Origin of the sequence: Bacillus haikouensis (genome assembly GCF_013179555.1) — a bacterium.
GTDB lineage: Bacteria > Bacillota > Bacilli > Bacillales > Bacillaceae_B > Rossellomorea > Rossellomorea haikouensis_A.
The window spans coordinates 1-14,549 of the sequence record NZ_JABMCR010000094.1 but is presented as its reverse complement, the minus strand read 5'-3'; the positions used below and the strand labels follow the sequence as shown (position 1 = coordinate 14,549).

General features: G+C 42.8%; 9 protein-coding genes. All 9 read right to left on the bottom strand.

Annotation, left to right across the window (positions count from 1 at the left end; genetic code table 11):
- A partial coding sequence (locus HP456_RS10920; RefSeq protein WP_172250911.1) for a PTS transporter subunit EIIC occupies nt 1-980 on the bottom strand: 980 nt, incomplete at its 3' end.
- 342 nt (nt 981-1,322) lie between these two features.
- Nucleotides 1,323-2,810, bottom strand: coding sequence for a glutamate synthase subunit beta (locus HP456_RS10915; protein ID WP_172250909.1), 1,488 nt, complete (start codon nt 2,808-2,810; stop codon nt 1,323-1,325).
- Between the two features lie 294 nt (nt 2,811-3,104).
- Nucleotides 3,105-7,691 carry a glutamate synthase large subunit gene (gene gltB, locus HP456_RS10910; protein WP_172250907.1) on the bottom strand — a complete coding sequence of 1,529 codons (4,587 nt, stop codon included), beginning with the start codon at nt 7,689-7,691 and terminating at the stop codon, nt 3,105-3,107.
- Nucleotides 7,692-8,256: 565 nt separating this feature from the next.
- Nucleotides 8,257-8,721, bottom strand: a complete 465-nt coding sequence (locus HP456_RS10905; protein ID WP_172250905.1) for an SRPBCC family protein — start codon at nt 8,719-8,721, stop codon at nt 8,257-8,259.
- On the bottom strand, nt 8,714-9,064 hold the full coding sequence (locus tag HP456_RS10900; protein ID WP_172250903.1) for a MerR family transcriptional regulator: 351 nt from the start codon (nt 9,062-9,064) through the stop codon (nt 8,714-8,716). The genes HP456_RS10905 and HP456_RS10900 overlap by 8 nt, the downstream gene beginning before the upstream one ends.
- 209 nt (nt 9,065-9,273) lie before the next feature.
- Nucleotides 9,274-10,563, bottom strand: coding sequence for a CitMHS family transporter (locus tag HP456_RS10895; RefSeq protein WP_172250901.1), 1,290 nt, complete (start codon nt 10,561-10,563; stop codon nt 9,274-9,276).
- 60 nt (nt 10,564-10,623) lie between these two features.
- On the bottom strand, nt 10,624-10,956 hold the full coding sequence (locus HP456_RS10890) for an AtuA-related protein (protein WP_172250899.1): 333 nt from the start codon (nt 10,954-10,956) through the stop codon (nt 10,624-10,626).
- Complete coding sequence (locus HP456_RS10885; protein ID WP_172250897.1) at nt 10,949-12,274, bottom strand: acyclic terpene utilization AtuA family protein; 1,326 nt, start codon at nt 12,272-12,274, stop codon at nt 10,949-10,951. Before HP456_RS10885 ends, HP456_RS10890 begins: the two co-directional genes overlap by 8 nt.
- Nucleotides 12,275-12,562: 288 nt before the next feature.
- On the bottom strand, nt 12,563-13,963 hold the full coding sequence (locus HP456_RS10880) for a sigma-54 interaction domain-containing protein (RefSeq protein ID WP_172250895.1): 1,401 nt from the start codon (nt 13,961-13,963) through the stop codon (nt 12,563-12,565).
- Nucleotides 13,964-14,549: the final 586 nt, after the last annotated feature.

The window sequence follows — 14,549 nt, the reverse complement described above, 5'->3', positions numbered from 1 at the left end:
GTCCATTGGAAGAACGAAGCAATAGCCAATGATAAACCTGTCAACACTGCATGCGCAACATAAAGAGCAGGCGCAACGAACATAAACGCGAACTCAAGGGGTTCTGTGACCCCGGTAAAGAACGACGCAAAACCTGCAGCAAGCATCAGAGATGCGACTTGTTTCTTCTTGGCAGGCTTGGCTGCATGATACATGGCGAGAGCAGCCGCCGGTAATCCAAACATCATGACTGGGAAGAATCCAGCCTGATACATTCCGGTGACACCTTTCTCGCCATTGCCCGCCCAGAAGTTCCCGATATCATTAATTCCGGCAACATCAAACCAGAACACCGAGTTTAAGGCGTGATGAAGACCTGTCGGGATCAATAGACGGTTGAAGAATCCGTACAGACCTGCACCAGTAAAACTCAGGGCACTGATTTCCTTACCAAATGAAACAAGCGCCGTATAGATGACCGGCCATACGAATAACATGATGCCGGATACAACCAGCATCGCCACAGCCGACATGATCGGCACCAGTCGTTTACCGCTGAAGAATGCGAGCGCATCCGGCAGCTTCACGTGACTGAAACGATTATACATGCTGGCTGCTACAAGTCCAGAAAGAATACCGACGAACTGATTTTCTATTTTTTCAAATGCAGGATTTACACTCTCAGCTGCCACTCCCTGCAGCAATGCTACTGCATCTGTTGAAAGCAGTGTCGTAATGACGAGAAAAGCTACCAGCCCGCTAAGTGCTGCGGAGCCGTCCTTTGCTTTCGCCATTCCCAAGGCAACCCCGACGGCGAACAGTATAGACATGTTATCAATGATCGATGAGCCGGCTTTAATCAGGAAAGCCGCAACCGGACTATCTGCCCCCCATCCTGTAGGATCGATCCAATATCCGATTCCCATCAGAATCGCTGCTGCCGGAAGCACGGCAACCGGAAGCATCAGAGACCGTCCGATCCTTTGTAAATATTTCATCATTTTCTTTTCCCCCTATCGTGTGAGTTCTCGGCTGATTCTTTCCTCGCACTAATGAAATCTCTGACATCACATCCCGCCTTTGATAGGCTGGAAGTTTTGTCCGAGAACAGACAAAACTTCCCCTAGTAGAAACTATTCACAAGTGTACGAGTTTAGAATCATATGAATTCTTAAATGAAAACCCTTTCATTTATTTTCACCTTAAAAAACATCGAAGAAAAGAGACTTATGACTTAGTAGAATAGTAATAGAAAATTATGGAAACGACAAGTATTCTTTAATTATTTTGATACCAAAACAGACCTCCAAGAAAGATATCGCTTGGAGGTCTGTTTTCGATAACTAGGGAAGTTCTGTTGTCCCCATCAAGAATCGATCACATTCACGGGCTGCACCGCGTCCTTCATTTATCGCCCAGACAATCAGGCTTTGACCGCGGCGCATGTCTCCTGCTGCAAAGACGCCATCAACATTTGTTGTGTACTTATCGTACTCTGCATCGACAGTCGAGTTGCTTTTCGTTTCAATTTCAAGCTCCTTCAACAGACCTTGCTCGGGTCCGCTGAAGCCGATCGCGAGAAGGACAAGGTCGGCTGGCCAGACTTTTTCCGTTCCTGGAAGCTCTTCACGGATACGATTACCTTTTTCATCGATTTTCAATGAAACGTTCACCGTGTGAACTTCTTTGATATGACCATCTTCATCCCCGACGAATTTCTTCGTCATTACGGCATAGGCACGAGGATCGTGACCGAGTACTTCTTCCGCTTCCTTCTGTCCATATTCCACACGATGGATGATCGGGTATTGCGGCCATGGATTTCCGACTTCATCGCGGATCGCCCCTTTTTTTGCATAAATGTCAAATTGCGTCAGGGTCTTGCAGTTATGTCTGATGGATGTTGCCAGACAATCTGTACCTGTATCACCGCCGCCGATGACAATCACGTTTTTACCTGCTGCTGAAAGGTAGTTTCCGTCTTCGAAATTTGAATCCAATAAGCTTTTTGTATTGGCGTGCAGAAAGTCCATTGCGTAGTGGACACCCTTCAAGCTTCTGCCTTCTACCTCTAAATTACGATGAACCGTCGCACCCCCGCAAAGGATGACCGCATCAAATTCACTCTTCAATTCCGAAGCGGAAATGTCCTTTCCCACTTCTGTATTTGTAATAAATTTAATACCTTCTTTTTCAAGAATATCCACACGTCTCTTCACTACTGAGTATGGAAGCTTCATTTCAGGGATTCCATAGGTTAAGAGTCCGCCTAAACGGTCATTTCGTTCGAATACCGTTACCAGATGACCTGCTTTATTCAGCTGGGCTGCCGCGGCAAGTCCGGCTGGACCGGAACCTACTACCGCTACCCGTTTGCCTGTCCGGATTTCAGGAGGCTGAGGCACGACCCATCCCTCTTCAAACCCTTTCTCGATAATGGACCTCTCCACTGTCCGAATTGCGACAGGAGGTTCATTGATGCCAAGGACACATGCCCCTTCACAAGGTGCGGGACAGGCAAAGCCTGTGAACTCCGGGAAGTTATTCATTTCATGTTCCCGTTTCAACGCTTCTTTCCATTGTCCTTGATATACCAGGTCATTCCATTCTGGAATCAGATGATAAACAGGGCATCCTGTCGTGACTCCTGCAAGCTCCATGCCGGACTGACAAGTCGGGACACCGCAGTCCATGCAACGCGCCCCCTGCTTCCTGACCTCCTCCTCTGAAAGGGGAAGTGTATAATCACTCCAGTCTTTCGTTCGTTCGGCAGGATTTCTTTCATCCAGCGGTTGTCTCTTGTATTCCATGAAACCAGTTGGTTTTCCCATTCATATCCCCCTCCTTTTTTTTATAAGAAAGTAAAATTCAGCTCGATTATTGTCCAGCTTCTGCGCCCAGCCCCTCGAGACGTTTCGGTCCAACCACTGAAGTCATAGTGCGACTTCACCGGTCGCCCCTTCAACGCTTGTCGGGGCTGAACAAGGCGCTTCCGCTTTTCTTTTGGCCAGCTCCGGGGCTTAGAGGCACATGTCATAAGTCAAATTGGCCAGGAAGGCAAAGTGCGCCTTCATGTCCAATTCGTCTTATGCCACCCGCCTCTGACCAAAGCCCCTCCGCTTTTCTTATTTAGCAGGTTCTAAAATTTTTGTACTTTCTTCGAATGCTGTCATTTCAGCTTCGTATTTCTCTAATCCGCTGTTTTCAAGCTCTGATATTCTTTCTTTCATTTTCAGATAAGATTTCGGAATCACACGTACAAATTTGGATACATACGCGTCCCAATTAGCTAATATCTTCTTACCATTTGCACTGTTTGTATAATTAACGTAGTTTTGAATCAGATCATATACTTCCTTCGTTTCTTCTGGATCGAATAATGGCTGGAGAAGAACAAGCTCCTTATTGCAGCGGGAACTGAATGCTCCCTCCTCATCCAATACATAAGCGGTTCCACCGGACATACCTGCGGCAAAATTACGCCCGGTACGGCCCAGGATGACAACCTTGCCGCCAGTCATGTATTCACAACCGTGATCGCCGACGCCTTCTACCACTACATTCGCGCCGCTGTTTCTAACACAGAAACGCTCCCCGGCAATTCCATAGATGTATGCTTCACCACCTGAAGCACCGTAGAAAGAAACGTTCCCTATGATTGTATTCCGTTCCGGAACAAACGTGGATGTAGGATCAGGATGAACGATGATTTTACCGCCGGATAATCCTTTTCCAACAAAATCATTTGCATCCCCGACCAGCCGCAATGTCAATCCTTTAGGAATATAGGCACCAAAGCTCTGACCGGCAGAACCAGTGAACTTCAGGCGGATCGTGTCTTCCGGCAGTCCTTCCGCACCATAGCGCTTGGTGATTTCGCTCCCAAGCATCGTACCTGTAACACGGTTAATGTTACGGATAGCAGTCGAAACTTCGATTGGCTCCTTATTCTCAATTGCTTTCCGGCATCTTGGGATCAGTTCCTGGTAATCAAACGTTTTCTCAAGTTCATGATCCTGCTTTCTGACAGCATATCGGCTCACTTTCTCAGGTACATCCGGCTGATGAAGAAGTGCAGATAAATCGAGGCCCTTCGCTTTCCAGTGGTCGATCGCCTCATTTGATTGAAGGACATCTGTACGTCCGATCATTTCATTGATCGTTCTGAAACCAAGCTGAGCCATCAATTCCCTTGCTTCCTGTGCAACAAATCTCATGAAATTCGCCACATGTTCAGGGTCACCCATATATTTCTTGCGAAGCTCGGGATCCTGTGTAGCAATACCGACAGGACAAGTATTCATATGACATACGCGCATCATGACACACCCAAGGACCACAAGGGGTGCAGTTGAGAAACCAAACTCTTCCGCGCCAAGCAAGGAAGCTACAACCACATCTCGGCCCGTCATCATTTTCCCGTCTGTCTCCACAACAATGCGGTCACGCAGGCGGTTCAGCAGCAGGGTCTGATGTGCTTCTGCCAGTCCGATTTCCCAAGGGAGGCCGGTATGCTTCAAGCTCGTTCTTGGAGCGGCACCCGTCCCTCCATCATAGCCTGAAATCAGCACTACATCCGCACGGCCTTTCGCCACACCAGCAGCTATCGTCCCAACGCCGACAGCCGATACCAGTTTCACGCTGATCCGTGCCTGTGGATTTGCGTTTTTCAGGTTATGAATCAACTCTGCAAGATCCTCAATTGAATATATATCATGGTGAGGAGGAGGTGAAATAAGCTCTACTCCCGGAGTGGATCCGCGCACCTCTGCCACCCATGGATAAACCTTCTTGCCAGGCAGGTGTCCGCCTTCACCGGGCTTCGCACCTTGTGCAACTTTAATTTGAATTTCATCAGCGTTCACAAGATAGTGGCTTGTCACCCCGAAACGTCCGGAAGCAACCTGCTTGATCGAGCTTCGGCGCAGGTCTCCATTTTCATCCCGTGTGAATCTGTTTGGATGCTCTCCGCCCTCACCGGAGTTACTTCTTCCACCGATACGGTTCATGGCGACAGCCAGCGCTTCATGGGCTTCCTGACTGATCGAACCGAATGACATCGCTCCAGTCTTGAATCGCTTGCAGATTTCTTCCACCGATTCGACTTCTTCGATCGGAACCGGCTGTCTTTCTTTAAAGGAAAGAAGTCCGCGAAGAGATTGCAGGTTTTGTTTCTCATCTGTCAGCATCGCAGAATATTTCTTGAATGTATCAAAGTTGTTCGTTCTGCAAGCATGTTGAAGCGTATGAATCGTACTTGGATTGTATTGGTGGTCTTCGCCATTTTTACGGTATTGAAAATCATCACCTGATTCCAATGTACGGTTGTAGTCTTTTCTATCGACAAAAGCTTTGCGGTGGCGCATAAGCACTTCTTTTTCAATGATATCAAGCTTGACTCCGCCCAATCTTGAAGAAGTCCGAGTGAAATATTTATCAATCACTTCCTTATGAATACCGATCGCTTCGAAAATTTGTGCTCCGCGGTAACTCTGGATGGTTGATATCCCCATTTTTGAAAGGACTTTCATGACACCATCCGTCGCCGCTTTAACATAGGTTTTCACAGCTTCCCTGTGAGTCTTAAGCTGAAGCTCACCTTTATTCACAAGCTCACGGAGTGACTCATATGCGAGATATGGAGTGATCGCTTCGGCTCCGTATCCAAGCAAAGTAGCAAAGTGATGAACTTCCCTCGGCTCCCCTGACTCAATAAGAATGCTGACTTTCGTGCGGGTACGCTGACGGATGAGGTGTTGATGCAATCCCGATACAGCCAGTAATGCAGGAATGGCTGCACGTTCCGCTGCTACTCCGCGGTCCGACAGGATAAGCAATGTCGCTCCCTCTTTAATGGAGGCATCAGCCTCACCAAACAAACGGTCCAGCGCTGATTCAAGCTGGTCCTCTTCTTCGGTTACTTTAAATAAGGTAGACAATGTGACCGCTTTGAAGCCTTCCTCGTTTTGATATCGAAGCTTTTCAAGCTCTTCACAGGTCAATACCGGTGTCTCAAGGCGGATATGACGGCAGCTTTCCGGACCAGGATCCACCAGGTTGCCTTCAGCACCGATCGTCGTTCCCACGGAAGTGACGATCTGCTCACGGATGGCATCGATCGGCGGATTCGTGACTTGAGCAAACAATTGCTTGAAATAGTTATATAACAGCTGAGGTTTCTTTGACAGGACAGCCAGAGGAGAATCGTACCCCATCGAACCGACCGGGTCTTTCCCATCTGTCACCATAGGTTTTATGAGTTTGTTTACTTCCTCGGTAGTATATCCGAACGCCTGCTGCTGGATCAATACTTCCTCAGAGGTGAAGATTTCTGAACCGAATGGAGATTCCGTCAGATCCTTAAGTTCTTTTTTATTGTTATTCAGCCAATACCTGTACGGCTGTTCATTCGCCACTCTGAGCTTGATTTCTTCATCCGGGATCATTCTCCCTTTTTCCAGATCGACAAGGAGCATCTTCCCAGGCTGGAGGCGATCCTTGTAGACGATATCATCAGCAAAGATATCCAGGGCACCTACTTCAGAACCAAGGACAATCATGCCATTCTTCGTGACATAATATCTTGCCGGTCTCAGTCCGTTACGGTCAAGGCATGCCCCGATTTGTTTACCATCTGTAAACACAAGCGCTGCAGGCCCGTCCCACGGCTCCATAAGACAACTGTGATATTCATAGAAATCTTTTTTCTTCGGATGGATTGTCTCATCATTTTCCCAAGGTTCCGGTACCATCATCATTGCCGTATGCGCGAGCGACCTTCCTGACAGGTGAAGAAACTCGAATGCGTTATCGAACATGGATGAATCACTGCCTGCCTCATCAATGACCGGAAGGATTTTCTCCATATCTTCTTCACTGAATGCAGAAGAGTGGCACAGCTGTTCACGTGCTCTCATCCAGTTGACGTTTCCTCTTAATGTATTAAATTCACCATTATGGATGGTATATCGGTTAGGATGTGATCGCTGCCAGCTGGGAAATGTATTCGTACTGAAGCGGGAATGCACCAGAGCCAGTGCGGATTGGAACTCAGGATGATTGAGGTCAATATAAAAGGAATCGAGCTGTTCGGGAATGAGCATCCCTTTGTATACAATGGTTGTTGAAGATAAGCTGCACAAGTATACGTCTTTCAGTTCCTCAATCTGTGATGTTTCTTTCTCGATCCGTTTCCGGATTACATAAAGCTTTCTTTCAAAATCCATTCTGGTAGTCATATCTTCAGAAGCCCCGATGAATACCTGGCGGATAAACGGCTTTGATTTCGAGGCGACTTTACCTACAAATGAATCATTGATAGGAACCGGTCTCCATCCAAGAATCTTTTGACCTTCTTCATTGATGATGCGTTCAAATAGCTCCTTGCTCTGCATGCGAGAGTCATATTGTTCGGGAAGGAATACCATCCCGACTCCATACTCACCTTCTTCCGGCAAGATGATGTCCTCTTTTTCGCACTGCTTTTTGAAAAATCTGTGAGGAATTTGTGTAAGGATCCCAGCCCCGTCACCAGTGCTGGTATCGGCGGATTGTCCGCCGCGGTGTTCAAGGTTGCAAAGGATATTAATCGCGTTTTGGACGATATTGTGTGATTTTCTGCCATCTATATTGGCAATCATTCCGATACCGCATGCTTCATGTTCATGCGCCGGATCATACAATCCCTGCGCTACAGGAAGATTATTTTTCATACATAATGTCCCCCTCTTCTTAACTACTATTATTGAAAGATAATAAAATCTTTTAATCGAATTTTCTTATTTTTTGTTAGTATATCATGAAAATTAAAAAAAACGAAAAATTTAGTTAATGGTTTTAACCCTTTCAGCATCGATATTTGTCGAATATTCAGAAGGAAACCAAACAGGAAATTCACTATTTTACTAAATTTTCTAAAACTTTAAAACCTTGCTATTTCAATAAAGAAATCGTTTTCAAAAATCGTTTGGAGAAAGATACATACTTATTAATGTTTTTGAATTTTTATGTGAAAAATTTCTAAAAAAATTTTTTTATGAACAGCGAAATTCCTGATCTTTTTTCGTGTATATGTAACGTTTTAAATGTTCATATTATCAGATTTAAAACCAGGATTCTTTTGAACTCGAACAACATTATAAAATCTTGTTCTCTAAAAAACTTACTGCAAAGTGAAACGCAGAATCTTCGTCTGTTTCGGGCTGTTTAGAACTGTTTATTTAATTTCCCCTTAAACTTTTAATAATCCTAAAAAAAATAACCTCTTAACTTTCGAGGTTACTTTTTACTTTCTTCTATTAATGATTCATTTTCCACCCGATTTATGAAGTCACTGACAACTTTGTTGTTGTTTTTCTCTCCTCCAAGTTTTAACAGCACTTTCCCCAGGAAGTTCAATCCTTTGTTCTGACCGCTGTAGATAAAGTTTGTTTCTTCTTCATTCATTTTAACCAGCGTAAAACTGGTTTCGATTTCAAATGCCTTTGCCAGGGTGAATCCGATTTTATTATGTTTTCTTTGCGGCGTGTTTTCATATTCCAGATTTTCTACAATATACGTCTCGATACGTTTTCCTTCTCTGTATTTCTGTTGATATTTCGATCCCGCCATGCCTTCCTTTTGCTCCAACACTTTGTTTTCAATTACATTCGGCATGATGCGCTGAATGTTTTCAAGTTCAAACAACTTCCAAATCACTTCAATGTTCACTGGTATGACGCGTTCTTCGTGCCATTTAATCATTTGTATCATCCCCTATTCCAAGTTCAAAAAAATCATCCATATCTTCAATAATTTCCTGAAGCCGTGTTACTTCTGCCTCTAAAGCTTTTTTCTTTTCCCTGATTAACCCTTCAAGGTTTTCAAATGATTCATCATTTACAACTGCCAGCATTTCCTGAATGGTGAAATTGAAGCGCCTCAAGTACACCAATAATCTTGCAACAAGATACGAATTGTTATCATAGTAGCGGTATTTGTTGTTTTGATCGATAAAAACCGGCTCCAGTAACCCGATATCTGCATAATACCGCAGTGTTTCTTTACTTAGCCCCGTCATCTTTGAAAACTCACTAACTTTGTACATTCTGAGCCACCTCTCACTACGATGATAAACTATGTTGTGCACTACTTGGTCAATATTTATCTTTATAGTTTTCCACCAATTTTCCCGGATATAAAAAAACCTATCTCTTCAGCCTGATAAGAGATAGGTTTAACCTGCATTTCTTTTATCTATTTCGACATTTTCCAGGAAATAATCAGTATGATATCGACATATTTAACGTTTTAGTATTAAATAATTACTCCAGTAATAATGGCAACTATAGTCATAACAATGGTTGTTCCAAACGCCCATTTAAAAATAAACTTTTGGTGATCGGCCAATTCCACTCTTGCCAATCCGATTAGTAAAAATGTAGAGGCAGTTAATGGGCTTAGAGGAAATCCTGTTGTCATTTGTCCAAGTACTGAAGCGCGAGCCATTTCTACAGGAGCAACGCCATAGATACCCGCCGTCTCGCTAAGAACCGGAAGGACTCCAAAATAATAAGCATCCGGGGTAAACAATAAACTAAGCGGCATGGCTATAACAGCCACTAATATCGACATTGCTCCACCTATTCCTTCAGGAATGATACTTACTAATGATTGAGCCATGGCTTCAATCATGCCGGTACCTGAAAGGATGCCAGTGAAAATACCAGCTGCAAAAATAATCGAAACTACCGTAACCATCCCCAACGCTTGAAGCCTTACTTGTTCTTGTTGTTCCTCCGACTTACGATAATTAACAATTAAAGCAATCGCGAATGCTACCATAAATACAATAGGAAGAGGGAGCCAGACTTTTATAAGGGCAGCGATCGTTATGATCGTTAAGAGTAAATTAAACCAGAACAATCCAGGTCTTCTCATATTCATTTCTTCCTTGGACAATTCCTTTTGGAAATCATATTGGAAATCTTGAATACCAATACGGTTTCTTTCTTTTTTTCCCAGGTAGTATGCTGCAAATATAACCCAAAAAACGCCTGCAATCATGGCTGGTATCAATGGATTGAATATCACTGCCGGGTCCAGCTCTAATGCCGTCCCGGCTCTGGCTGTCGGACCACCCCAAGGCAATAAATTCATTACTCCTGCCCCGAGCGCCACCATACCGGCTAATACAAGCCGGCTCATCCCCAGTCTTTCATATAACGGTAATAGTGCCGGAATGGTAATCAAAAAAGTAGAGGCTCCTGAACCATCTAAATGAGTAAGCATTGCAATTATTGCAGTTCCAACTACAATCTTTAAAGGGTCCCCTTTTACAAGTCTTAATACTCTGGAGATGATGGGATCAAACAATCCTGCATTGTTCATAACACCAAAATATAAGATGGCAAACCCCAGCATGATCCCAGTCGGAGCGACACCTGCAATTCCATCCAGCATCAATTTTCCTAATTCTTTCGTAAACCCTGCAAGTAATGCAAAAATTAATGGAACTAATATGAGCGCTACAATAACCGAAACTCTCTTTGATAATATAAGATATAAGAAGACCGCTATTGTTAAAAATCCGAATAATGATAACATAAAACTCCCCCTATGATTTCAATTCAGTATCAGGCACTTCCCCATCCCGCCGCAAGAATATCAGTCACCTTCAATTGGAATTTGCAACTCCATCTCTAAAAGAGCACTGCTGAAACTTTTCCCATGTGTATCCAGGGAGAGTGAAGTTGTAACTCCTCCAAGTAAACTGTTCGTGCATACAAAGTTAAAAGCCTTTATAGACGGGAGTTCGTAACGCTTCACCTCGCCTTTCACTATATCCTTCAAGTGCTTCTTAACTTTATTCCCGGTCACATTTTCCCTAAGGAATTCATAGTCTTTCTCATGAAAAGGAATCAGGGACAAATTTATGATATTTCCTTTATCCCCGGTTCTGCTGTGGGCAATTTCATAAAGTTTTATCGACTTAGTCATTTTCAAACACCTCTACTTTTCTATCCAAATCAACAATTTCCCTTGAAAGAAATGCGGACACAATCCCAATACACTCCGACACTCTTTTCCTGGCACCTCCGCCTCCATATGGACCGTTCGTATATAGGGCCTCTACCTCATTGCCAACTTTTTTAGCGAGTACCTCATTTTCTACTAAAGCAGCTGCACGCAATCTGACCTCATAAGGTCTGTACTCTTCAAATGAGGTTCTGTGAATGGCTGAAACCCCGATTAAGTCCAATCTGATGTCATCCATTCCTTCTAATTTGCCTAACCTTTCTTTTATGATGTCTTCCGCTAACTTTGCTCTATCAAAAGCAGTACTCCCCGCATAAGATATTTCTCCTTCTCCTATAAAACCAGCCTGATATCCAATAGAGACTTTGTAGGTATTTGGCCTTTCTTTACCACTGCCGCCTGTCACCCGTACTTCGTTCTCTGCAATTTCTTCCAATGATACTGTACTAAAATCAGCCTTTACATCTGGAGTGATGTATTGACTTGGATCGTGAACTTCATAAAGCAGCTGCTCCTTGACTGTTTGAAGGTTTACCAATCCCCCGGTATCGTGCGGCTTTGTAATTACAGCATCTCCATCGGCATTTATTACTGCATAAGGAAAACCCAGTTGAGCAAGATGAGGTACTTCTTTTAAACCAGGGTCTGCAAAATAGCCTCCTGTAATTTGTCCTGCACACTCTAATAGGTGACCGATGACCGTACCTTTTCCGAGTAATTCATAATTGTCCAAGTCCCAATTAAAGTGGTGAATCATTGGAGCCAAAGCGAGTGAAGGGTCTGCAACTCTGCCGGTAATAATGATATCTGCTTCGCATTCTAATGCAGGAAGTATAGAATCGGCACCGAGATAGGCATTAGCAGAAATTTTATGAGAGATATCATTTACCGTCTTTTCATTTTCTAACAGAGTTAAATTCCCAGGTAACTTGTTTACCACATCATCTCCCACTACCGCAGCGACTTTTATTGATATATTTAATTCATCTGCAATTTCTACTATCCTCCTAGCTGCAGCTTCAGGGTTCGCTGCACCCATATTAGAAATGATTCTAAATCGTTTAACGTCCAATTCAGGTAGTAATGCATACATCCTTTCTTCTAATAAAGGGTCATAGCCCGTTGCAGGATCATGAAGCTTTTCTTTCTGTGCAATTGCTATTGTTCTTTCAGCCAAACATTCTAAAATTAAATAATCTAAATCTATTCTTTTCACCAACTCCACTGCAGGCTCCAATCGATCACCTGAAAAACCTGCACCACTGCCAATTTTCAACATAGTCAACACCTCCGAATGTAATTTCATTTTTCATCAACCAACAAATGCGACGTTTTTTATATCCTCCCTTCGTTTGAATAAGAAGTTATTTCTACCTATAGCTATGCAACTTTCGTGCCAATAAAAAAAACGCTTAATGAAAGCGTTTTCTAAAATCGTTTTCTAATAATTTAGAAATCTAAACAGGGTTTATGTTTATTTTTCTCTGCAAATCCCTTTCAGGGTTAGATCATAATAACTTCTAAATTATTAGAATGAAGTATGCACTATTTCTAAATTCTTAGAATTTCACTTATAATTAATCCTGTGCTTCTTCATTTTATTGTATAGAGTAGCCAGGGAAATTCCCAATATTTCTGCCACTTTCTTTTTGTCCTCAACATCATCTCCGAATTGATTGAGGGTAGAGATGATCTTATCCCTTTCTGCTGCTTCTGTGGTCTCTTTTAAAGATCTAATATTATGACCTGCAAATGATTCTTTATAGATTGATTCTGGTAGATGCCGAGCTTTGATGAGTCGATCTTCAGTCATACAAATGGCGTAATCCATAGCATTTTTCAGCTCTCTAACATTCCCCACCCAATCATGTTCCTGAAGTATTTCCGCTGCAAAATCATCCAGTTCATACCTAAATAAATTATTATAACTGCTTTTTTCTAATATAGAATGAATGATTTCAGGAATATCTTCCCTTCTTTCCCGAAGCGGTTTTAGATACAGATTCAATACATTCAGCCTGTAAAATAAATCTTCTCTAAAGTGATTTTTTTCTATTAATTGATGTAAATCTCTATTTGTAGCCGCAATAACTCTGACATTTATTCGTTTTTCCCTTGTGGAACCCACCCGGCGTACCTTTTTTTCTTCTAAAACCCGTAAAAGCTTGGCTTGAAGTTCATAGGAGAGTTCGCCAATTTCATCAAGAAAAATGGTTCCTTCATGAGCCACTTCAAATAAACCCATCTTCCCCCCTTTTTTAGCACTTGTAAACGTACCTTCTTCATAACCAAACAACTCACTCTCAATTAATGAAGCAGGGATTGCCGCACAATTCACAGGAACAAATGGACGGTCAGAACGACAACTTGCGTTATGAATTGCTTGTGCAAAAAGTTCTTTACCTGTGCCGCTTTCCCCCGAAATGAGTACAGGTAGATCAGATACGGCTGCTTTACTCCCTAAACGGACAGTTTCCTGTAATCCTCCCTTAGCCCCGATAATTTGTTCAAAGGTATATTTAGCTTCGTAAAGTGAATTCATCTGCTGTTTTAACTGACTTATTTTTTCTTTATTCTTTTTTAATTCCATTGAAAGCTTATGAACCTCTGTAAGTCCCTTGCATATAGAAACAGCACCTATTATTTCATTATTCAACAGAATGGGAGCCATATCGACTACGTACTCGACTTCGCCTTCCTTCCGATATATTCCGACTCTTGTCAGTCCGTCATTCAGCGTTTCTCGAAGTTGTGCTTTTGGACGAACGCTCCTCAATTCCTTACCGATAATTTCTTCTGGTGAAACTCCGGTGATCCTTGTATATTCAGGATTCACAAGTCTTACAATTCCTTCTTCATCAATAATCAGGACCCCATCATGGATTGACATAATCGCAGCCCTCAACCATTGATTTTGTTCACTTTCGTTCAATCCCGGGAATACCTCAGATAATAACGAGCCTTCCATTTCTTCACCACCTCTATGATGATTGTTCTCTCATCTACTTTGTTATCATCTTTGCTCACTTGTTTATAAAGTGTTCCCACTTCCGCTCTTTCTTTGTCATCGAATACAGGAATGTTGTAACTTCCCGGTATCGACGATCATTCACCTGGTGAAGAACTTGTATATTTCACCAACTGAATAAGTACGATCATTCACCTGGTGAAAAACTTGTATATTTCACCAACTGAATAAGCACGATCATTCACCTGGTGAAAAACTTGTATATTTCACCAACTGAATAAGCACGATCATTCACCTGGTGAAGAACTTGTATATTTCACCAACTGAATAAGTACGATCATTCACCTGGTGAAGAACTTGTATATTTCACCAACTGAATAAGCACGATCATTCACCTGGTGAAAAACTTGTATATTTCACCAACTGAATAAGTACGATCTTCATTTCTTCATATTCTGAGGCGACCGAACGTCGGCTAAAACAAAGTCCTCTTTGCCGGACTTCAGTAATTCATCAATATCCATTTCCTTGAACAAGGCGCTTCACCTCTTTTTGATTTGTTAGTCCAGTATGGTAAGGATTTATA

Coding starts and splice junctions, on each gene's coding strand:
- HP456_RS10880 (WP_172250895.1), bottom strand. CDS start 13,963: ATGGAAGGCTCGTTATTATCTGAGGTATTCCCGGGATTGAACGAAAGT.
- HP456_RS10885 (WP_172250897.1), bottom strand. CDS start 12,274: ATGTTGAAAATTGGCAGTGGTGCAGGTTTTTCAGGTGATCGATTGGAG.
- HP456_RS10895 (WP_172250901.1), bottom strand. CDS start 10,563: ATGTTATCATTATTCGGATTTTTAACAATAGCGGTCTTCTTATATCTT.
- HP456_RS10915 (WP_172250909.1), bottom strand. CDS start 2,810: ATGGGAAAACCAACTGGTTTCATGGAATACAAGAGACAACCGCTGGAT.
- HP456_RS10890 (WP_172250899.1), bottom strand. CDS start 10,956: ATGACTAAGTCGATAAAACTTTATGAAATTGCCCACAGCAGAACCGGG.
- HP456_RS10905 (WP_172250905.1), bottom strand. CDS start 8,721: ATGATTAAATGGCACGAAGAACGCGTCATACCAGTGAACATTGAAGTG.
- gltB (WP_172250907.1), bottom strand. CDS start 7,691: ATGAAAAATAATCTTCCTGTAGCGCAGGGATTGTATGATCCGGCGCAT.
- HP456_RS10900 (WP_172250903.1), bottom strand. CDS start 9,064: ATGTACAAAGTTAGTGAGTTTTCAAAGATGACGGGGCTAAGTAAAGAA.